The 22,174-nt window shown below is 34.2% G+C and carries 13 protein-coding genes; 9 read left to right on the forward strand and 4 right to left on the reverse strand.

The annotated features are described in order from the left end of the window. Positions 1 to 702: 702 nt before the first annotated feature. The 4 genes from F6K40_RS12805 (at position 703) to F6K40_RS12820 (ending at position 6,274) form a co-directional block, all read left to right on the forward strand. On the forward strand, positions 703 to 1,083 hold the full coding sequence (locus F6K40_RS12805) for a hypothetical protein (protein WP_293136328.1): 381 nt from the start codon (positions 703 to 705) through the stop codon (positions 1,081 to 1,083). A gap of 320 nt (positions 1,084 to 1,403) precedes the next feature. After that, positions 1,404 to 1,802: a response regulator gene (locus F6K40_RS12810; RefSeq protein WP_293136330.1), complete on the forward strand. Its 399-nt coding sequence runs from the start codon at positions 1,404 to 1,406 to the stop codon at positions 1,800 to 1,802. Positions 1,803 to 3,484: 1,682 nt separating this feature from the next. Beyond that, a complete protein-coding gene (locus F6K40_RS12815) occupies positions 3,485 to 5,206 on the forward strand; it encodes an ABC-F family ATP-binding cassette domain-containing protein (protein ID WP_293136332.1) in 1,722 nt (573 codons plus the stop codon). Positions 5,207 to 5,761: 555 nt separating this feature from the next. Then, on the forward strand, positions 5,762 to 6,274 hold the full coding sequence (locus tag F6K40_RS12820) for a hypothetical protein (protein ID WP_293136334.1): 513 nt from the start codon (positions 5,762 to 5,764) through the stop codon (positions 6,272 to 6,274). A gap of 1,226 nt (positions 6,275 to 7,500) precedes the next feature. Here F6K40_RS12820 and F6K40_RS12825 read toward each other — a convergent pair. Beyond that, positions 7,501 to 9,219: a hypothetical protein gene (locus F6K40_RS12825; RefSeq protein WP_293136336.1), complete on the reverse strand. Its 1,719-nt coding sequence runs from the start codon at positions 9,217 to 9,219 to the stop codon at positions 7,501 to 7,503. 897 nt (positions 9,220 to 10,116) lie between these two features. On the opposite strand from F6K40_RS12825, the gene F6K40_RS12830 reads away from it, so the two are divergent. Further along, complete coding sequence (locus F6K40_RS12830; protein WP_293136338.1) at positions 10,117 to 11,208, forward strand: metallophosphoesterase family protein; 1,092 nt, start codon at positions 10,117 to 10,119, stop codon at positions 11,206 to 11,208. Positions 11,209 to 13,111: 1,903 nt separating this feature from the next. Here the strand turns inward: F6K40_RS12830 and F6K40_RS12835 are convergent. Next, positions 13,112 to 14,371 (reverse strand): FIST signal transduction protein, encoded by a 1,260-nt coding sequence (locus F6K40_RS12835; protein WP_293136340.1) that lies wholly within the window; start codon positions 14,369 to 14,371, stop codon positions 13,112 to 13,114. Between the two features lie 1,951 nt (positions 14,372 to 16,322). On the opposite strand from F6K40_RS12835, the gene F6K40_RS12840 reads away from it, so the two are divergent. Together F6K40_RS12840 and F6K40_RS12845 are read left to right on the forward strand one after the other, a co-directional pair. After that, a complete protein-coding gene (locus F6K40_RS12840; RefSeq protein WP_293136342.1) occupies positions 16,323 to 16,547 on the forward strand; it encodes a Calvin cycle protein CP12 in 225 nt (74 codons plus the stop codon). A gap of 573 nt (positions 16,548 to 17,120) precedes the next feature. After that, entirely contained in the window at positions 17,121 to 17,741 is a 621-nt protein-coding gene (locus F6K40_RS12845) for a DUF3177 family protein (protein ID WP_293136345.1), read from the forward strand. Between the two features lie 108 nt (positions 17,742 to 17,849). On the opposite strand, the gene F6K40_RS12850 is transcribed toward F6K40_RS12845, so the two are convergent. After that, complete coding sequence (locus F6K40_RS12850) at positions 17,850 to 18,161, reverse strand: hypothetical protein (RefSeq protein ID WP_293136348.1); 312 nt, start codon at positions 18,159 to 18,161, stop codon at positions 17,850 to 17,852. A gap of 203 nt (positions 18,162 to 18,364) precedes the next feature. On the opposite strand from F6K40_RS12850, the gene F6K40_RS12855 reads away from it, so the two are divergent. Both F6K40_RS12855 and F6K40_RS12860 read left to right on the forward strand, forming a co-directional pair. After that, positions 18,365 to 19,930 (forward strand): IS200/IS605 family accessory protein TnpB-related protein, encoded by a 1,566-nt coding sequence (locus F6K40_RS12855; protein ID WP_293136351.1) that lies wholly within the window; start codon positions 18,365 to 18,367, stop codon positions 19,928 to 19,930. A gap of 897 nt (positions 19,931 to 20,827) precedes the next feature. Further along, positions 20,828 to 21,127, forward strand: coding sequence for a DUF7734 family protein (locus tag F6K40_RS12860; RefSeq protein ID WP_293136353.1), 300 nt, complete (start codon positions 20,828 to 20,830; stop codon positions 21,125 to 21,127). A 318-nt stretch (positions 21,128 to 21,445) separates the two neighbouring features. On the opposite strand, the gene atpC is transcribed toward F6K40_RS12860, so the two are convergent. Next, positions 21,446 to 21,850: an ATP synthase F1 subunit epsilon gene (gene atpC, locus F6K40_RS12865; protein ID WP_293136355.1), complete on the reverse strand. Its 405-nt coding sequence runs from the start codon at positions 21,848 to 21,850 to the stop codon at positions 21,446 to 21,448. Between the last annotated feature and the right edge of the window lie 324 nt (positions 21,851 to 22,174).

Consider the following 22,174-nt stretch of genomic DNA (forward strand, 5'->3'; position numbering starts at 1 on the left):
ATTGCTGACGTAGAGCTTCAGCTTTTCATGTCGCGTAGCGAAACGCTATAATTTTTTCAGCGATCGCCGAGTATTTCTTAGCCTTTCTCTATTAGACATAGGGGTGAAAAATATGTAGACTTTTTGTCAAAGTAGGGAACACTTAATATCATGTCCGGATAATTAGTTATAAAAAAACTTTCTTCTTCTTCTCCTATTCTTCCTCTTCCTTCTTTCTTCCCTCCTGACTCCTGACTCCTGACTCCTGACTCCTCCGTAGTTATTTATTTATCACTGTTCAACCGGACATGATATAACTGGAAGGAAGAGATTTTCAGTAAAAATGTACAGAAAATGATTTTATTAGCAAATTTTACAACTCTAGCTTATGGTAAATAAAGGGCAAGTTTATTTTCTGGAGATGTCTATTGATAAAAACTTAAATAGCCGTCATTTTTATTCTAGGATGTTTGAGTTCAGATCCGCTTATATTTAGATAGTAATTGATGCTTGAGTTGATCAATAGTTTTTCCAAAAATGTCAGCTACTTTTGTCAGGACTCCAGACCAACATAGCGCAAGCTTTTATGTTTTTTTGAATTTTTGCGCCTACGACATTGACTTGCATTTTATTCCTGTTAACTGCTTGATTCTGGCGTGAAATTCTTCGATTTTCCATCAAGGAAAGCGAACGGAAAAATTATCACTCCGTAGTTTTGGGTTAATGGTTAGAGCTATATTGCTCGTTCGATGCTATCCTTTGTCTCGGTTTGAATCAGAAGGAGCTTTTAAGCGTCGGTTAGGTTTGGGCCTTGAGGAAAGGTCAAGTGGTCAAGTTGAAAGTTTTAGTAGTAGTGGTTCTTCTATTGCCAAAATTGAACTATATAATTGGAGTCGCACAACTGTGGCAAAGAAAAGATTGATCTCTCAAGTTGGCCTAGAAGTGCAGGCCAAATTTGAGGAACATAAGGCCAAGTTGAATAGTCAGTCTCAAGGCCAAGAAAAAGAACAAACTGGAAAGTTTACTAACTTAGTCCACAACCGGACAGTGGCCTTTGCTTTGAGGAGATTATTTCCTTTGTTAAAAAAAACTTGTGTTGATTAAAAAACTAATTTAATTTAGTAAAGTAATATAGTTCAATTGATCGGAAGGTAGTAGGTTATATCATGTCCGCTTGAATACTTAAATACTTTGCTGGAAGGAAGGCAGAGGGCAGAAGGTACTTATGCTGAAGGGTTTATTCTAGTTATGACTTAATTCTATACACGCTCCGATGCTACCAGACATGATATTATAATTGGAAACAAGAAATAAAATTAGGTAAAAAGAACAATCAACAATTTGTAAGTATAAATACTAAAATTTGTATAATGCTAATTTTGTAAAAAATTGTTCCTTAGATAGAAATTGCTAAAATTTTAACAATGTCGAAAAAACTTAAGTTAATGGTTGTTGATGATGAACCTAATAATTTAGATTTACTCTATCGGACTTTTAGACGTCAATTTCAAGTGTTTAGGGCAGAAAATGCTAGTTTAGCTATGGAAATTCTCGAATCTGAAGGGGAAATGGCTATAATTATTTCTGACCAAAGTATGCCAGATATGACGGGTATTCAATTTCTCAGAAAAACAAAAGATCGCTTTCCTGATACTATTCGGATTTTGTTAAGTGGTTATGGGGAAGAACAAATAAATTCTGAAGTTGATCAGATACAACAAGCTGATATTTTTAAATGTGTAACTAAGCCTTGTTCTCCTCAAGAACTGAAGGATGTGCTTCAAGAATCTCTGGAAGTATATAAAAGTAAGAAAGGTTTATAAGTAAGAATAAAATAACTAAAATTTTTCAATATATCTAAGCAATATAATGACTAAAATTTTTTGATTTTACTGGATAAATTTTTAGTCTGTTCTAGTGGTGTATGATATTAATTGAGATATAGTATTTTTTGTTCTTCCCTCTTCTCACTAATTGTAAGTATTCATTTATTAGCGGTCAATATTTCTATTTGTCATGCTGCGCAAACAGCTTTTTTTTTGTGAATTAATTGAGACACATTTTTGAGATAAAGCTAATTATCAAAAATTCTGGGTAGTGGTTTACAAGTAGCGATATTTAGAAGATAAGTCAACTATGTAAGTAAAGAGTATTATTTTCAAACAATGTATGTGGGTGCTTTTTTGTTCTCTATTCTCTTCTTCCAGTCTAAATTATTACTTTTTCTCGACTACTAAATGTTGCTATATTTGAGAGGTTTATGAGTTCTGAAAATCAAGGTTATAAGTGTAGCAGAACTTTTTTAAAAAAAGATACTTATGAATAAGTAGGTGAGCATAAATAAACGCAACAAGCTGAGGGCGAGTTTAATGCACTACATTGGAAATATCCAGACTTTCTTATAACCTGCCGCTACATTTTTTTTTACATTTAATTAGACCTACCTACTTATCGCAAATCTCATTTATCGCAAGCTATTCAATAATTAATAATTAATAATTAATAAGTAATAATTAATAATTAATAATTACTTATTCTGTAATAGAAGGATTGCTTAAAAGGAATTTTTTCTCCTTGAAAGGAGAGGGTTTCAACCTTTATTTGGCGGTAACCAAATATAGCATTACTATTTAGAAATGGTATTAATAAGGAGAATTAAAAGACTTTACACGACTATTTTTCTTTGACTAAAAAGGGATATTAAATCTAAAAAATGATATTTAAGCTATTTTTTATAAATCTGTTTTCCTATACTTAGTTAATCTGATGCCTCCTCTACCCGACTCCTAAGCAGTAAACATTTATTAAACTGGTATAAGAGACTGAATGTATCAGGAAATATAAAAAGGAGATAGGGAACAGGGAACACTTAACTCTTAACTGGGAATAGGGAATAGGGAATAGGGAATAGGGAGGAAGAAATCAATACAAGTATTGAAGAGTTAAAATCAAGGGAATATATATACCTTTCCACCTCTTAATCTACCAAATTTGAATCTCTTGAAGTACCTTTGACTTTGAGATTTTAGTCACTCAACAACTCTCTTAAGACTTATTTTACAAACAGTTTCTAATATCAAATCCACTAACTATGATATAAAAAAATGTTTCATCTTCAGCTATTAGCAAATTTTTCTAAATTCTATCCCCTCCTGACTCTTGACTCTTGACTTCTAATTAACTATCTAATTATATCAATACTACTGGATTCCATATAACACTATGTTGTTGAAAAATATCTTACAAAACTTTCAAAATTTAGTATTGTTGCTTTTCTATAGGAGAAATAATTGTCTTGATATATTGATGATGAATTTTAAAAATTAACTATTCCCAAAAATGTCAAAATCTCAGAACTTTAACTAATATTCAAAACTAGCAAAAAATTGAGATAGAAAATCTAGTTAAAATTTGTTAAGATATATAATGCTTGAGAGTCAATATTAATAGTTTGGCCCGAAAAAAACTTAACTTGCTGTTAACCTAACTAGGAGATAAATTAGAAATGCTGAGATTAGAACATATAAGTAAAATATATCCTACAGGTGTTGTTCTCAAAGATGTTAACTGGGAAGTTAAACCAGGCGATCGTATTGGTTTAGTTGGTGTTAATGGAGCAGGAAAATCAACTCAATTAAAAATTATTACTGGGGAAATGGAACCTACTTCTGGAGAAGTTATTCGCCCTGCAAGTTTACACATTGCTTATCTAACTCAAGAATTTGAAGTAAATCCTAATCGTACAGTTAGAGAGGAGTTTTGGACGGTATTTACAGAAGCTAATAAAACTCACGAATCTCTTCTACAAATACAACGAGAAATGGAAACTGCTACTCCAGAAAAATTAGATGAACTTATTCATAAATTAGACCGTTTACAACGACAATTTGAAGCTTTAAATGGTTATGGGTTAGATGCAGAAATTGAAAAAATATTGCCAGAAATGGGGTTTGAGTCTGAGGATGGCGATCGCTTAGTTAGTGCTTTTAGTGGTGGTTGGAAAATGCGGATGAGTTTAGGAAAAATTCTTTTGCAAAATCCAGATATCTTACTCTTAGACGAACCGACTAACCATTTAGATTTAGAAACAATTGAGTGGTTAGAAAATTATTTAAGAAATTTAATAACTCCTATGGTTGTAGTTTCCCATGATCGAGAATTTCTTGACCGCCTTTGTACTCAAATTGTGGAAACGGAAAGAGGAGTTTCTACTACTTATTTAGGTAACTATTCAGCTTATTTGGAACAAAAAATTGAAAATCAAGCTGCACAACTTAGCACTTATGAACGACAACAAAAAGAAATAGAAAAGCAACAAGCTTTTGTCGAACGCTTTCGTGCTAGTGCTACTCGTAGTACCCAGGCAAAAAGCCGAGAAAAACTGTTAGAAAAAATAGAAGTTATAGAAGCTCCTACAGCAGGATTAAAAACTTTAACTTTCCATTTTCCCCCTGCACCTCGTAGTGGTAGAGATGTAGCAATAATTAAAGATTTAGTTCATACTTATGACGATAAAATTCTCTTTTTAGGAGCAAATTTAGAAATAGAAAGGGGAGATAGAATTGCTTTTTTAGGACCGAATGGTTGTGGGAAATCTACTTTACTGCGGATGATTATGGGATTAGAAAAACCCACGGAAGGTACAGTCGAATTAGGCAAATACAATGTTATACCTAGTTATTTTGAGCAAAACCAAGCGGAAGCTTTAGACTTAACAAAAACTGTGATGGAAACTATCCATGATGAAGTACCTGATTGGAAAAATGAGGAAGTAAGAACTTTACTTGGTAATTTCTTGTTTAGTGGCGATACGGTATTTAAAAAAGTAGCTGCTTTGAGTGGTGGAGAAAAAGCTCGTTTAGCTTTAGCAAAAATGCTCCTAAAACCAGGAAATTTTATGTTACTAGATGAACCGACAAATCATCTAGATATTCCAGCAAAGGAAATGTTGGAATCAGCTCTACAAAATTATGATGGAACTGTAATTATTGTTTCCCACGACCGTTATTTTATCTCTCAAGTTGCTAACAAAATTGTGGAAATTCGGGATGGTGAATTTTATCCTTACTTAGGAGACTATCATTATTATCTAGATAAACTAGAGGAAGAAAAAGAGGCAGAAAGGTTAGCAAAAATAGCTGCGGAAAAAGCTGCTAAAAAAGCTGAAAAAGCAGCCAAGAAAAAACAAAAAGAAAGTCAAAAATCAAAGGTCAAGAGTAAAAAGTAAGAAAATTAAGAAGTATTTAACCTATTTAACCAAGGAAAGTATTTAAAATATTTAAAAGTATACAGTCAATAATTAATAATTAACAATTAATAATTAATAATTAATAATTAGGGCTTGCTGAAAAAGGCTTATGGGTGAGGGTAGGAGTCAGGAGACAGGAGACAGGAGACAGGAAAAGTAAGGAATGAGCGAGGAGGCAGAAGGAAGAATTATCCCTTGATTTTTCTACCTCGCGTCAACCCTTTCATTCTAACTTTATGCAGCTCTTGCGTAGCAAAAACCTTGTACTTTTTCAATATCTAAAACGGCTAAAACCTTTATCTTTCAATGCTTTAAAATTTAATCAGCAAACCCTAATTACCTCTTCTTAAGAATAAGAAGAGCGGTTCAAAGGATTTTTTTTTCCTTGAAAGGAGAGGCTTTAAACCTTAATTTTTCGGTCAATAAAGTCAAAATTTTAAAGTAAGTAGAATCTGAATTATGTCTATCTTTAGTCTTTTTAAAAGCACATTTTTACTAGGCAGTCTAATAATATTTTGGGATTATTCACAACCAATGCTTACAGTATTTAATCATCCAATTAATCTCCCCAATAATGTATTAGCAACTCAAAATTCCACACCAGTCGCAGCAGAATTACAAGAAATTTTGCCACAAATCAAAGAACAAACTCAAGTACCAATTTTACTACCTACTCAATTATTAATTACAGGTACAGATAGAAAGATTTATGTTGAGGGTAAAGGTACAAGTAATGGTTATGAAATTACTTTGGCTTTTGAATCTAATTGTACTGGTAATGCTTGTTTAATTGGTTATATCAGTGCCGAAAAGGGAGGTAAATCTTTAGAAGATGAATTTAGTAGAGAATTGAGTTTAGTGCAAAACATTAAAGGATATTTTAGACCTTTAACTTGTGCTGCATCTTGTGCGCCTCCAATTATTGGTTGGGAATATAAAGAAGTATTTTATCGCATGGCTTTTAAAGGTGTTGGTCAAAGTCCTGAAATTGAAGGAGATACTTTAGCAAAAATGGCTAATTCTGCAATTGAAGCGGGGGAAAGGTAATACTAAGCGTGTTAACAAAGTCAGAAGTCAGAAGACGGAGTTCTATCGCGCTCGAAACTACACTATCTTTTGTTGAATAAAAAATCATGCGTATGGGCGAGCAAACCCTTATAGTTTTTATCATATCACAATTTTGACGAGGATGGAGCCGAAAATCCTTTGACGCGCAATTTTTTTTTCAGGAGCTTCAGAAAATGCAAATGTTGGTGGTTTTCCGATCAGGAGCGATGGCTGGAAAGATTTGATGAGGGAAAAACTAGCATTTATGGGTGCTTCACAAAATGACAAGATTTGGGGTATTACTCCTGGGGAAAATGTCTGAATATTTAGTGGTCTCTCAGCCAGAAAATTTAGTTGAATAAAAAGTCATACGTAGGGGCGAGCGACCCCTTATAGTTTTTATCATATCACAATTTTGACGAGGATGGAGCCGAAAATCCTTTGACGCGCAATTTTTTTTTCAGGAGCTTCAGAAAATGCAAATGTTGGTGGTTTTCCGATCAGGAGCGATGGCTGGAAAGATTTGATGAGGGAAAAACCAGCAGGGTGCTTCACAAAATGACAAGATTTGGGGTATTACTCCTGGGGAAAATGTCTGAATATTTAGTAGTCTCTCAGCCAGAAAATTTAGTTGAATAAAAAATCATGCGCACGGGCGAACGAGCCCTTATAGTTTTTATCATATCACAATTTTGACGAGGATGGAGCCGAAAATCCTTTGACGCGCAATTTTTTTTCAGGAGCTTCAGAAAATGCAAATGTTGGTGGTTTTCCCATAAGGAGTGATGGATGGAAAAATTTGATTCTAATCTAAAAAGAGAATAGGGGATTATTTTTCAATCCTTTTCCTGTATTGCCTCTATTCCAAAAACGACTCGTCACTCAAAAATTTAATCCCAGGCAAAGATACCAAATAGCTTCTATAACATAGAGTTCTCTGTCTCCCATTCATTCCCTTTATTAAAATTAAGTTACCGAATAATTAAGGTTTAAAACCTCTCCTTTAAAGGAGAAACAAGAAAAAATTTTCATGATTAGTAAATCCTATTCTTTTCAAGGAGAGGTAATAATAATTAACAATTAATAATTAATTGTTGAAACATTTTACCTATTACTTAATGTAGAAAAGTTTAACTTAAATTTTCTACAGAAAAGCAATGCTTTTAACGACACACTACCTAACATGAAACCCAAATCAAAACACTCAAATCTTTCCTGACTAAATATTAACTATTCACTACCGATGGTTGATCATCAATAGGAATTTTGGGAAAGTTAGGCAAATCTATCGCTCCTAATGATAGGCGCTGTTTTTGTGGCGCTTCTGACACCACATCCTCTTGATCTTCCTCAAAAGGTTCAGACTCAAATACAACTGGACTCCAAGTTGGTAAATCTAACTTACTACTTACTGGCGTTGTTTGTTCAGCATCTTCCTGAACTTCCTCTGCAACTTCAGAAAATTCTTCTGCATATATTTCGGAATTTATTTCTGTTTTTGCTTCAGGTTGATACTCAAAAACATTCCACTTTCCTGTAGATATATTCCATGATATGCGTTCGTGTTTAATCTCTATATTTGGTTCTTCTGGAAATTTCTCTACTTTTTTAGGTTCTGCTATAACCTGATTTTCTGCCAATATTTCTACTTCTTGAGATTTACTTTGTTCTTTAGTTAAATCATTTTCTATAACTACATACTCTGCTGCTTCCGTATTTTCTAAAATATCTTTTTCTAAAACATCTTTTTGCGATGTTTTGTTTACTAATTCATAATCAGAAACTTCACTTATCTTACTAAATGAGGGTAGGGTAGGATTTAATGTACTTTCGTTGACTTCAGGAAAAAGGTCATTCTCAGGAGTATTTTCTTCTGATGGTGATGCTTGTTGTGGTCTTGTAAAACCTTGGGGTATCTCTAATGTTTTACCTAAATTAATCTTAGGAATAGTTGCTTCTTTCTTTTCAAGAATAGATTCTTCTTTTTGCTGTTTTTTTGTCTGTGGAGACCAAGGTTTAACTGGTTCCGAATTGAGCAGAGGTAATATTTTCGTATTATCCTGAATGAAAGGATTCTGTTGTTTTGAAGGTTCAGATTTAGAACTTACTTGAGATGCTCTAACTGGAGATAATTCTATAGGTTTTTCTGTTGATTGATTTACCATATCTATTCTCCCCGGCATTTCTAAACTTCTTTCTAAAGCTGTTTTAAACTGAAGAGTTTGTTGTTGTTGGCGGTATAGTCTTGAGCGTAACTCTTGGCAACTATTTTCTAATTCTTTGAGATGATAACTTTGTTGGTTGTAAGATTGTTTTGTTAAAGCACATTCTCTTTCCATTTGTGCCTGATGTTGTTCGCTCTTTTCCCATTGATCTGTTAGAGATTCGACTAAAACTTCCTGACGCTGAATAATTTGATTACACAATTCCAACTTATAAAATAGACGAGTTACTTGCTGTTGAGTACCTGCTAATTCTCTAGTTCTTTCTTCTAGCAACTTTTCTTGATTTTCTAGAGTTTTTTGACATTCTTCTAAGGCTGTTTCTAATTCTGTAACTCTATTTACCAGTTCCCGGTTACAATCATGTAAGGCTTCCATGATAGTTGCAGATTCTAGTTCTTCGGTAGAGTCTTTTGTTAAGACCACTGGAACTTCTGGAAGTTCTGGAACTTCTTGGGACTTTCTGTCAATTTGGTCTTGATTGGGTAATATTAAATCTTGTGGGTCTCCTGAAGTTGTTTCTAAAACTGGAATTGAATCTACACTAATAGCATTAGGAAAATTAACGGTTTCCCACTCATCATCTTCTGGGGATGTTTGTAATTCTGGACTGAGATTTTGTTCTTTTTCGTCCAGTTCATTATTCTGGTCCAGTTTTTCTTGATTTACTGGATCGTTGATTTCTGTTAAATGCTCGTTTCCAGGAAGTTCGGCTTCTGGCATTGCTTTTACCTAGAGTCTACAGACTGCCTTATTGTTTCTATCCTAATTTTAATGTTATCACCCCTGAACGTCAACTATAGCATAAGTCAGAAGTTAAAATTCAGAAGTCAGAAGTCAAAATAAATTTTTTCCAGCCATAACATAAGTATATTTGAGAGGAGCGAGAATGTCCTAATCGCTCTGGCGACTCCTATATTTTGTTTCCACAATACCTTTAATTATCTATATTTTTGGCAAACAAATACTTTACAGAACTTTTCGCTCTTGATGAACCACATCCCCATAACCAAAACCCTGTAGAGACTAACCATGCTTAGTCCCTACTATGGTCTACTGAAATGAAAACCGCTGTATATTATAGATTAGCAAAAGTTTTGATTTATCAAACAGGATTGGGTCGCGCAAATGCACCTTGATCGGCGAAACGTTTTTGGAGCGTTGCTCAAATCCCCGTTACAAAAACAACTTCTGTAGGGGCGAACTGCCGTTCGCCCCTACAGACTTCGTTAAGGCCATATCTTTGAATAAGAAGTCAGGAGACGGCAATTTTGTCTCCAAAATCAATTGGTTAAAAATTCCTTACCCAATGAATTGTGGACACTGTAGGCGACAATGGGGATTTATGCTCCTCATCCTCCCGACATTGCGCTGACGCGACAACGTAGGATTCCCTAACATCACTGATAGGAGCTTTCTGCTTCACAGCACCTGCCTCCAAGGGAACCTCTTTTTGGTCTTAGGATTGCTCCACAGACTAACACTGCTAGCCCAGCACTCCTACCCCTATCTTATAATGTTATAGAGGCTAGCATAATTTATAGTTGATTTTGAAATAAAATGGAAATCTAGAAAAATAATTAACAATTGATTTAGCCTAACTTCCAGAGGACTTTTTCCATGGCTTTAAATTTTAGATTTGCTGTTGCTAGTGACTTACATATTGCTCTTCCTCATACTATTTCTGAATCAAAACATCGTTTTCATTTAGTAGAAGTTAGTATCCCTGCTTTGGAATTGGTACTTGAAAATTTAAGTAAACTAGATATTGATTTTTTACTACTACCTGGAGACTTAACTCAAGATGGTGAACCAGAAAATCATACTTGGGTAAGTAAAAAATTAGCTGAACTTCCCTATCCTGTATATGTAGTTCCTGGCAATCACGATATACCTGTAAAATTTGCCAATGATTATTCTATTGGTGCAGCAGATTTTCCCAGTTATTATCATCATTGTGGATATGATTATCAACAAAGATTATATTATAGCGAACAAGTCTTGCCTGGATTGCGAATAATTGGGCTTAATTCTAATCAGTTTGATACCTCAGGTAAACAAGAATATACTGGTGGTTTAGAAGAAGAACAATTAGATTGGCTAAAACAAATTTTAACCACTGCTGAAGATGAATTAGTAATAGTCATGCTACATCATAATGTAATTGAACATTTGCCAGATCAATCTAATAACTCTCTTGGTCGTCGTTATATGTTAGAAAATAAAGCAGAATTGTTATATATTCTCCAATCTGCAGGTGTTAAGCTTATATTTACTGGTCATCTTCATGTTCAGGATGTTGCTCAATATCAAGGAATTTATGAAATTACAACTGGTTCTTTAGTTACTTATCCTCATCCTTATCGGATAGTAGATTTTATGACTGATGCAAGTGGTAAACAATCTTTAAAAATTGAGAGTTATCGGGTTAATTCTTTACCTAACTTGCCAAATCTAAGTGATGTTTCTCGCGACTGGATTGGCGATCGCTCTTTTCGTTTTATGTCTAAACTTTTGACTAACCCTCCTTTAAATTTATCGCCAGAATTTGCTGCCCAACTTGCTCCTAGTCTGCGTTATTTTTGGGCTGATATTGCGAATGGGGATGCTGTTTTGGACTTTCCTAATTTTCCACCTGAAATCCGGCGATATTTTCAAAGTTTTAATGCCACTAATAGTATTGATAATAATGCCACATTACTATTGCAATAAAATTGCTCTATTTGTCTAAGTAAATTATTTAACCTATAGCTTTAAACATTCAGCTTAAGTAAAAACTACTTGATCTAAAGGATTTCAATTTTATCAATATCCTAACACTTTTTCGTAGTGGTATATTACCAATATCAAAATCAACTTTTTTTGACTTTTTTATAATGTATAATACTTTTATTTCTTATTCTCTCTATCTAAGCTTTGGCAGTAAGTGTGTTGGTTTTAGGCGTTGCATTATCAAGGGATGATTTTGATATGTATCCAAAAATTTTATCTGATCAATCAAAAGTTTCAGATGGATGCAAATTTAATTATCATCCCTCAAATATACAACGCCTTTTAAATAGTTAGTACACATCTCCAGAAAATAAACTTGCCCTTTATTTACCATCAAATAGAGTTGTAAAATTTCCTGATAAAATCATTTTATGTACATTTTTACTGAAAATATCTTCTCCTGTTCCCTTTTCCTGACTTTTACAAAAAGTCTACATATTTTTCCGAGATGTCTAGTGATTTTTACCGAAAAATTAGGGTAGGTGTCTCGCCCATAAGCGCATTGCTAATTCTTTGTCGTCAGAGAATATTTACAACCCTATATTTTGTTAAGCTCCTGTGCTTCCGACACTTCCGACACTTCCGACACTTCCGACACTTCCGACACTTCCGACACTTCCCACCCCTCTCCTCCTTTTTTTCTCTAGTGAAAATAAAGTAACCTTGGCCCATAAGCAGGGGATTTTTTCATTGATTAAGTGAGAATAAATATGCTATAGTATTATTGTTGCAAATCGGCAATCTCAGACATTAAACGGATGTAGAGAGAAGCGTAGGACTACCGTCGAGGTAGCAGCGCCATAAAAAATTTCAATCCATCGAAGCAGCTCAAGCTTATTAGGAATCTCTGAGTCTGCCTATTTCAGAGGAGCTTTCCTAAGCTATGCTTTACTATGCCAAAGAAACGCTTTTCATGTCTTGCAGTGTTTCATGTCGGCGACAGGGCAAAATGCTCAAAGTCCGGATGAGAATCTCAATTGTGAAAAGTAGTAAAGTCAAAAGCGATAAGTATAGACTTTTGACTCTCAACTCATTATCACCTTCTAAAAATCTAGACAATCCTAGACACGCTCTTCATCGGTGACTAAGAGCGAAATTCCTGCTCACCCGTCCATAAGTCTACTGGCAAAGAAGATTAATGTTCTGATCAAACACCTTGAGTTGAGGACTTGCTCTGAGGTTTTCATCATACATGAAAAGTCTAGTTTCAAACACTCTATAATTGTTGCTAAAATCCTCTGGTCTTAGCAGACATACATAATAACAAAGATTGATGGCGTAAAAACATAGACATTCTGTATATATTTGTCTACTATAGTCAATGTTTTTAAGCTAATTCAAGCAGCAGTTCTTGCAGTCGTCATTACTATTAGAGCATTATCAAACTTTCAAATTTACTCCCTGTTCCTTCAAGAAGGTTGACGACAAATAGTTGATAAAAATATAGTCAAATATGATATAATTTTATTTTCCAAGTTTTACCTTAACTGGGTGTTAGCGTAGATCCTCCGCAGGAGGCACTACAACACCACGCCAGTTGCGTGACTGTCGGGAGACCCACCCAACGCACCGGCTTCTCTATCCAATGGTCTAAATACATTTGAGACTAATTTTTCTTTTCCTCTTTTTTAATTATCTCCCTGATTCAATTTCTACTTGGTCATAATACAGAGGCTTAGACTTATGTTCTTATGTGTCTAGAGGTAGCGTGTCAGTCGAGGAATTTCACCCTATTGAAATCAGATCATTGACTTTTGAGGTTATTTAATCTTCTATTATCACAGACATTGTTAGATTATGTCAATATTCGCCCAAATTTCTTTCGACAGAAGACTATATTTAACTACATAAAACTATATTTGTGTTTAATATTTATGATACCAAATACAGAGGTATAACCATGTAAAAATGTGCTACTACCTACAGGGCCAATTTCACCATTACAGAAAAACCCACTTATGGGGATATCCAAATAACTACTAAATAATCTAGAATCAAAATTAGGTTTACCATATAATCCTTCCCCACGTCCCAAACAAGAAAACATTAAAGCAGCAGCATTATTTGTATCTTTAGTCTCCAAAGCAACTTCTCTTCGATAGCGCTGTAGTAATATTTCTAAATCTTCTGCTGAAGTATGGGCATCTCGTAAATGAAATTGAATTCTTTGGCCAGTTCTCACTTTATCACCTATAGCGATCGCTCCTGCTTTAGGATCTACCCCAATTAAATTACGGATTAAAAAGTCTCCTTGTTCCAAGTTTTGTTTAAATTCGTCTCTAACTATACCGACAAATAGGGAATTTTCTGCTAACTTTCGATCTTTTTCGTTGAGATTTTGTACTAAATTTTGTAGTGCTGCTAACGGAGACTGTTTAATACCATTACTAACTATTTGATCCGAACTAACTAATTCTTCTAATTCTAAAACTATATTACGTTCTCCTTCCGTAACCCGATAAGGTTGGCCGATAGGGCGACAACCCTGAGCTACTATTGTTTCTAAAATTATATTACCAGATAGAGAGACACCTACAGTTCCTTCTTGGTAGAGGCGATTTTCACAAAAGAGTCCGGCATTTTGACCATTGACTCCACTACTAGCTAATCCTCCCACCTTGGGAGAATTAGGATAAGCATAATCTAGTCCTTGAAGCAGGTCATTAATTTTACCAGAAAATGGATCGCCAAGAATAATAAATTGAGGTTCGTCTGCGGTAGGTACCCCAATAAGATTACACCAGCGGTCTGGAGAACTGTCCAAGTCTGGTAGTTGTCCTGCTGATATATGAAAAGCTTTAACTGTTACTTCTGGCAAATGTGCCAAACTAAGACTAATGGCCGTCTGTTGTTCTACCTCCTCTGGTTTTCCATACTCATTCATACCAACAATACCGCCACCACCACAGCCTATTATAACTGTTTCTGGTAGATGTTCTTTTAGCAGGGGCATGACTCGTGGATATTCACTGGTAAAAGCTGATGAAATAAATACCAGTCCTAAATCTGCTGTAGTTCCTAATGATTCTAAACTTTTTTCTGCTACTTCTTTGACTGCTGCTTCTAATGATGGACGGGTTGATAGAAAGTTTGACCACCGCATCTGTTTGACGCTCCTTATAAATTATGATTATCTTTCCTAATGTTAATATTTCAGTTAAATAATTGCGAATAGGGAATAGGGAATAGGGGGTAGAGGCACGGGAACAAGGGATAGAGTGAGTTTTTTGATCACTAACCAGGTAGACATGATTTAAGAATCTGAAGGCCAGTCCCGTACTCTCTTGGCAAAGGAGGGCCGTCTGGGACATCCCTGGTTATGTATCCAGCTCAACTTATAGTAAAATATATTACTCGGCTGACCAATGACCACTATGTAGAATCAAACTGATATATTCCTAAGATTCCCAAGTATCATAAAAGTTATACATAAATATAGTCTTATGTAGTCAAATTATGTCAAATATCTTCGTTGATTTGTACAAGCATAGCTACTAAATATCTGACAAAATTTAATAAATCTCGACGATCTATTTATAGTATGCGAAATGAAATTGCCTGAGAGTTCCAGACTAAATAGTCATAAAAATTCCGAACTGCTCTAATCCTAATATAATTTTAACTCCTTGATTTATGAAATTAGTTGAGAGAAATATTATTCAACCAACACATCTGTTTTATGCTGAAATTGACAGACTATGGGAAAATTAAACACTTTGAAAACTCAGGTTATTATCAGACTATACTCAAATATAACTCATACCAATTCCCCAAAATAATACTTATATTTATTCAACTATTTATTCAACATTTCACCAACTCGTGCAGGATTTGTTAAGAATCCGAAAATCAATAAAAACTCTGAAAGTTTTATGCCTATTTCCTGTCACCTAATTCCCACAAAAATATAATACCAAACATGAAAAAAGAATGTTACCAATAATTTTATCAACTAAAATGCTTGAAGTCAGATGTATATTTACTAAGATAAAATTGTTTCAGGGTAAAAAAATGGAATAGGAGAGCTATTTCTAGCTGACTACTCACTATTAACTATTGACTACTAGAAATAGTACCAATATTTGTAGCCAACATTTATTTATGAAATTAAGATGTAACTCCATATCCCTGAATTTGGTATAAGCTCCTTTAACCTGATCAGGAATTATTCATTATTTGCTAATAGCTAACTGCGCTTGAGTTGAATGCTTACCTTAATATTAAATTCATCATATATAACAGATTTGTTGAGCAACTAAATCTTCAAACTGGAATCAGATTATAGATTGAAACCAGTCTGTAGGCGCATGGGTATCAGAATTTATATTCCTTAAAGTTCTGGTAAATTAATAAGATACAAATAACTTTCTCTGAGGCTATTCTCTATTCCCTATCTTGTTTTTTATATTTCTTGATATATTCAATCTCTTAGAGAGTGTTTTTCAACAAAAAAATATTAATGAATAAACATAATTATAAATTGACATTTCTAGTTAATAGGAAACCTATGATTTTGCTTAAGTAACTTCTATATAAGACTAGCTGTATTTTAGTTATATTTCATCACTATTTAATGATAGCTGTGTATTTTTTCCCTATTCCCTATGAAAGTTACATACAACATCCCTACTCTCTATACCATTTTTTAGATTTAGTGATATCTTAAGTCTCTAAATACTTATAGAACTACTCTGAGTTTTTCTATATTTTTGAATTTATTTAATAATTTTTACTTATCGAAATAAATGGCAATTTGAGCCATATTATCATATTATAAGGTATGTTAATATATTAACTATTGTTGAGCAAATTGGACATTGGACACTTAACATTTAATAGTCTGATGATTTGATTATTGCTCGGCAAATCTTAAAAGATCGAGATCCTTTGGTTAATGAGCTATAAAAACCTATATAATTAGGGAAGGAAGCATCGTTTGACCTTGTTTCTTTATTTTTTTTCAATTCCTAGCCCCTGTTTAAGGTGTTATAGTTAGGAATAATATCCTAAAAGTCTGTAAATCTGTAGGTAGTAAATCAAAATTAAAAAAAACTATGACTCAAAACATTCAAGACAAAATTGAACAAGAGCGCGACGAAGCCCGTAAAACTTGTGATATTTCTGGTGCTAATTCTAAAGAATGTGCAGCAGCTTGGGATTCGGTAGAAGAACTTCAAGCTGAAGCTTCTCATCAAAAAGAGGAAAATCCTAAAACTCCCTTTCAAAATTATTGCGATGATAATCCTGATGCTGCCGAGTGTAAAATACACGATAACTAAAACTAACTAGAATTAACTAATTTAATAGACTTCATTAAAACGTAGTTGATTCAATAATTATGTTCAGTAGGTAAGCAACTGAAATCTTTTACTTTTTGATACAGTTGCTTGCTTTTAAATTAAATTAAACTCAGAGCGTGAATAATTTAGGTGGAGTAGGAAATAACGGGAAGGAGTTCATTAATGGATAATGGATAATTACCTCTCCCTAAAAAGGAGAGGATTGACTAAAAGAAACAAAATTTATTTTTTTCTCCTTAAAAGCGTCCCCTTTTAACCTGAATTATTTAATGATTTTTATTTAATTATTTAATTATTAATTATTCGGTAAAAATATATCTCGCGCGTGAGAGAAAAAGATTTTTATTATGTCTAATTAATGATAATTGATATATCTTTAATATCTTTAATTTATAGTTCATCTTAATATATTATAGCAGGGAATAGGGAACAGTCATAAAAACATTTCTGCGCTCTTGATTCATGATCAGTTTATGTCGTACCAAATTCTTTCTTAGCTACATAGAAGCTAAAATATATAGAATCTTAAGTAATTTTGATAAATGATTAATTATGTTGAGTTTTTTACCCATAGCCATTATATCTGGATTAGAGACTTGGGTCTGGATGGACTATAGATTAGCAGTCTTATTTACTGTGGTATTACCCCTATATCTATTGATTTGGGCTTTTGTAAAAAAATCTGAAGCTATTCAACACTTGTTGATTATTTATTGGCGAGTTGCTAGTTTATTAGCAATCACAGTTTACTTAATGATTGCAGCAATACCTATCAGTTTTTTAACATCATTAATAGCTAGATTTTTAATTCCTGTAGCTTTGTGGTTTTGGGTAGATTTGAATGAGGAAATCAGAGAGTTACGAAATTCCCCTCTCAAGGCCAGCTTGACTTCTTGGCGTTGGGCTGTTACTATTTATAATCTCTTCGGAGTAATAATTCAAATTCCATTTGTGCTTTGTGCTTTTAAATCCCGCAATGAATTACTAAGCGATCCTTCTTGTAATGTTTGGTTAGATCCACCCTGGTTATTTAAACAAATTTTTCACCCAGATTGGCCTCAAGAATTTATAGGTTTTTTAGGGTTTTCTGGATTAATAATTTATACAATTTTTCTGTGCTATTTTATTTTGGTTAAATTACAGAGACAAGGGCGATCGGCTACAGGAAATTAACTTTATTAAGTATCTGGATTAAATTAATTTAACATTTTTAGAGGAGCTTAAATTACCAAAAAATGAGGTCTAAAGCCTCCCCTTTTAAGGGGATGAAAAAATTTTAATTCAGTATTTCAAGCCTCCGACTTCAGTCGGAGGTTCACTGATAACTGATAACTGAAATGACCCTTCCTTTTCGTCCAAACGAGGATTCAAATGACGCACTTCTTCTAACAGAATGTTAAATCTTTGATCGTTTTCTGCTTGACATTGTTGGAGTAATTCCATGTCTCGCTGATTTTGTGCTGCTAACTGAAGTAAAGCTTGAGATGTAACTCTTAAACCGTCTACACTATCCCGAACTTCTGCGATACTTTCACGCATTTCTGTCATACTTCCACGCATTTCAGAAACACTTGAAGCTAACCAGTCAAGCATTTAATCTGTTGCTTGCTAAAACCCAAAAATATAGACTATCCTAGACAAACATCTACAAAATGTCTAGGATATGACACAATGGCAAGGTACAAAAATTAGGAACCTTTTCTCAAAACTTGAGAAAAGGTCAAAGCTATAGCAAATATTATTGACACCCTGAGACAAGCTCTGCTACTCTTGAGTAGAGTAATTCAATGTAAGTAATGACCAAATCTCACGGTTCCTTGACAGGAATAGAAGCTAAAATTGAATACCATCCTGTATTTGAAGAACTCGGAGGATTATATGAATCCTGGAAACGTTCTGCTGTTAACTGGATGCAAACTGAGAAATTATCAGAATCTTCAGTAGAAAAGCGTCTGATGAAAAAGTTTAACATTCAATGGGCATGGGCTGACTCAATCGCTACTGAAGCAACTCAATGTTTAAACCAATTAAAAACAGCTAAAAAAAACCTAATTTATAAATTAGAGTTACAAATCAAAGCCAAAACAACTGCGACAAAAAAACTCATCACTAAACTAGAAAAAACATTAAAATTAGCAACAAAAAAAGGTTTTCCACACCTAAAAGCCAGAAATAAATTTTTTCATCAATTACTAGGTTTAAAGAGTAAAATTCAGAAAATAGCTAGTCTGAAACGAAAATTAAAGCAATTAAAAAATACAGAACGTTTACATATTTGTTTTGGTTCACAGAAATTATTTAATGCTCAACATAATTTAGCAGAAAATGGATATAAAACCCGAAATGAATGGAGTGATTATTGGAGTAAAAAACGCTCAGGCAGGTTTTTCTGTGTAGGAAAATCTCAGCCAGGCGGTGGAACTATGCTCAAAGTTTTTCCATTACAAAAGGATGGTAAATATCAATTACAAGTTCAACTACCTAGACCATTACAAGACAAATATGGTCAGAAAATACAGCTAGAATTTAGTGTTTCAGATAGGAATGGCAAATATAGAGCAACAGACTTAGATTATGCCATAAACAATTTAAAACCAATCACAATTTCTATTTTTCGCAGGGAACATAAACAAGACAATTGGTATATACATCTTTCTACTTATGTACCAGAAATACCAGTAGTTCATACTAGAAAAAATGGTTGTATAGGTATTGACTTTAATGCGGAATCAATTTCAGTTACTTATGTGAAGTGGGATGGAAATATTGAATATTTAGAAGAAATCCCGTATAAATGGAAAAATCAAACTACAGGACAACGACAAGCATCCATGAGAAATATTGTTTGTCGTGTTGTGAAATTAGCAGAATTTTTTGAATGTGCTATTGCCATTGAGTCTCTGGACTTTAGCAAGAAAAAGGCCAAGATGAGTGAAGAAAGTAAAGTTTACAATCAGATGCTTGTCTTATTATCTACAGGAATATTTAGAGAAACTTTAGAGTCACGTTGTAGAAGATTTGGAGTTGAATTAATTAAAGTTAATCCAGCTTTTACCAGTCTAATTGGAATGATTAATTATATGGCTAAGTATGGCCTGAATAGCGGTACTGCTGCAGCTTTAGTAATTGGCCGTAGAGCGTTAAATTTATCAGAAAAAATCCCCAAATGTTTGTTGAGACCGGAGGATGTCAACAAACATGATTGGAGTCATTGGAGGCGAGTTGCTAGTTTTATTAAACTACATCGTGTCCAGAGGACTCAACTTTTTCAGTGGAGGAAAACCCTTGAGGGAATCCTAACCCATAGTTTATGGGCGGAACATCAACTTTCTGTGCCAGTACACATTGAAATGGGTGAATAATGAAATCATTTGCACTCACCGATGGCAAATGTCTAGCTCTGTCTAGTTTTCAAGAAGGTGCCATAGTATATTTCCTCTATATTTATATTTACGCTTATTTTATTTTAACAAGATATTTTACCTAGGGTTCCTGAATAAAATCTTTTGGTAAGGGTAGGAGTCAACCCACCCCTAACCCCTCCCAGGAGGGGAAGTCAGGAGAAATGGGAATTATAGACGAAGTAGGAGTCAGCATTGTCCCTTAAAATTTTCCCCAACTCTTGCTCAAAATCCTAACTTTGTTGAGCATGAAGAGCGGCTTTGTTGTATGAAAACATATAGCTACCGCACAATAGTCTAGCATATTTACTTCGTACTTCTACAACTATTGTCTAATAAATAAATCAAACATCTAAATAAATCAAACATCAATCTTTTCTTTCTTTGATAAAAAAAAAGGCTGAAACTATTACCAGTAAAGGCTTTTAGTTATTCAACTATTGGCCAATAAATGAATAACGCATCAATCTTTTCTTTCTTTGATAAAAAAAAGCTGAAACTATTACCAGTAAAGGCTTTTAGCTATTCAACTATTGGCCAATAAATGAATAACGCATCAATCTTTTCTTTCTTTGATAAAAAAAAGCTGAAACTATTACCAGTAAAGGCTTTGAGCTATTTAACTATTGGCCAATAAATGAATAACGCATCAATAATCTGAAAGAAGGTGATATAGCTGCCACTAGGTTCACCTTTCATATCGGGGACAACCGAAAAGCGGAACGGATGTTCTATGGCTATTACAACAAAGCCATGAAGAGCTAAAAATTTGGTACTTTTTTCGACCAAAAGAAGGCTAAAGCATTGATAAATAAAAACTTTTAGATTTAATCAGCAAGCCCTACCTATAAATAAAAAATGAATAATAACATTGCTCATCGTTTGGAACAATACACAATTAAACGACCAAATCAAGTATTAATAGTTAAGGTACTAATTGATGAACAACCAGATGAAATAGCTATCTTTAAAGGTTTTTCGAGTTCTCTGATGCGGCCTACTGATTTTAACCCAGATATACCTGTCTTGTCAGAAACAGCTAAAATTATTAGTGTCGATCTACTTGCTAGTCCCTACAATCCAGAAGTACCTATTTATATTAAAGAGGGACTGACTTGGGAGGAAATGCAGTCCCTATTAACAGAAGTAGGACTTTAGTTAACTGTTCCAGATACATCAAGCCCGGCAATTCCCGGCAAAAGTCCGGAAAAGCGTTCATAGCAGTGTGATAGCAGAACTATCAAAACTGGCGGTATCTCGCAATGCTTTGAAGAATATCCCCAAAGCGCTATTTTTTGACTGATTTATGGCCAATTGAAATGAGTATTTATTTTGCGCTTTCTTTTTCTTGACTCGGCAACCATTAGGGATGACTCAAAGTCGGGATCTAGATAACGCGATACTCAGTTTTCAGACGTTTTTCAGCTTTGATTGTAACACTATTTTCAGGAAATTGCCAGGGATTCTAAAATATAGTCATGCACCAGCCGCTTGTAGACGTGCTCTGGCTCGCTTTATGGTTTTTTGAGCTTGAATCTTTTCTTGAAGATTATCGCCACTTTCAGCGGTTTGCAGACGTTTTTCAGCTTCCTCATAAGCTGAACGAGCCGCTTCCTTGTCAATATCATCTCCTCTTTCAGCACCATTAACAAGTATAGTTACTTCATCTGCTTCTACTTCAGCAAAACCACCCATCAGAGCGATCGGCATCCAATCCTTTTCAGCACGAACTCGCATTACACCTGTATCAAGAGCGGTTAAAAGTGGAGCGTGTCCACTTAAAATTCCTAATTGACCTGTTGTACTAGGTAGAATTACTTCTTGAGCTTCTGAGTCCCAAACTGTTTTGTCGGGAGCTATTACACGCACAGTTAATGTCATTTCAGTTATCAGTTATCAGTTAACAATTAACAGTTATCAGTACCTCTGTTTGTTTGCGCAGCATTCCGCAGGAAAGCCAGAGGTACTAATAACTGAAGTTTATTTTTTGGTGGTGGTGCATTGTAATGGTCGTGCATTGCCATTACATTAGTTATAAGGTAAGGCAGTGGGAGGATCTTGCTCCCGTGCCGCTATTCCTTTTCCCTGTATACCATTACTATGCAGGACTACCTATTTTTTTTGGTCTCCTTCAAGGGGAGTCTTGAGACCTTATTTTTTTGTCAACATTTATTTGCTAGCTGACAAATAACAGAGCAAATATGA

The organism is Okeania sp. SIO3I5, from assembly GCF_010672085.1.
In the GTDB taxonomy this organism is placed as follows: Bacteria; Cyanobacteriota; Cyanobacteriia; order Cyanobacteriales; family Microcoleaceae; genus Trichodesmium.

What these genes read in the sequence shown, in the direction of transcription:
- F6K40_RS12820 (WP_293136334.1), top strand. Translation starts at nt 5,762, where the DNA reads ATGCTTACAGTATTTAATCATCCAATTAATCTCCCCAATAATGTATTA.
- F6K40_RS12815 (WP_293136332.1), top strand. Translation starts at nt 3,485, where the DNA reads ATGCTGAGATTAGAACATATAAGTAAAATATATCCTACAGGTGTTGTT.
- atpC (WP_293136355.1), bottom strand. Translation starts at nt 21,850, where the DNA reads ATGACATTAACTGTGCGTGTAATAGCTCCCGACAAAACAGTTTGGGAC.
- F6K40_RS12830 (WP_293136338.1), top strand. Translation starts at nt 10,117, where the DNA reads ATGGCTTTAAATTTTAGATTTGCTGTTGCTAGTGACTTACATATTGCT.
- F6K40_RS12855 (WP_293136351.1), top strand. Translation starts at nt 18,365, where the DNA reads ATGACCAAATCTCACGGTTCCTTGACAGGAATAGAAGCTAAAATTGAA.
- F6K40_RS12850 (WP_293136348.1), bottom strand. Translation starts at nt 18,161, where the DNA reads ATGCTTGACTGGTTAGCTTCAAGTGTTTCTGAAATGCGTGGAAGTATG.
- F6K40_RS12835 (WP_293136340.1), bottom strand. Translation starts at nt 14,371, where the DNA reads ATGCGGTGGTCAAACTTTCTATCAACCCGTCCATCATTAGAAGCAGCA.
- F6K40_RS12805 (WP_293136328.1), top strand. Translation starts at nt 703, where the DNA reads ATGGTTAGAGCTATATTGCTCGTTCGATGCTATCCTTTGTCTCGGTTT.
- F6K40_RS12860 (WP_293136353.1), top strand. Translation starts at nt 20,828, where the DNA reads ATGAATAATAACATTGCTCATCGTTTGGAACAATACACAATTAAACGA.
- F6K40_RS12825 (WP_293136336.1), bottom strand. Translation starts at nt 9,219, where the DNA reads ATGCCAGAAGCCGAACTTCCTGGAAACGAGCATTTAACAGAAATCAAC.
- F6K40_RS12845 (WP_293136345.1), top strand. Translation starts at nt 17,121, where the DNA reads ATGTTGAGTTTTTTACCCATAGCCATTATATCTGGATTAGAGACTTGG.
- F6K40_RS12840 (WP_293136342.1), top strand. Translation starts at nt 16,323, where the DNA reads ATGACTCAAAACATTCAAGACAAAATTGAACAAGAGCGCGACGAAGCC.
- F6K40_RS12810 (WP_293136330.1), top strand. Translation starts at nt 1,404, where the DNA reads ATGTCGAAAAAACTTAAGTTAATGGTTGTTGATGATGAACCTAATAAT.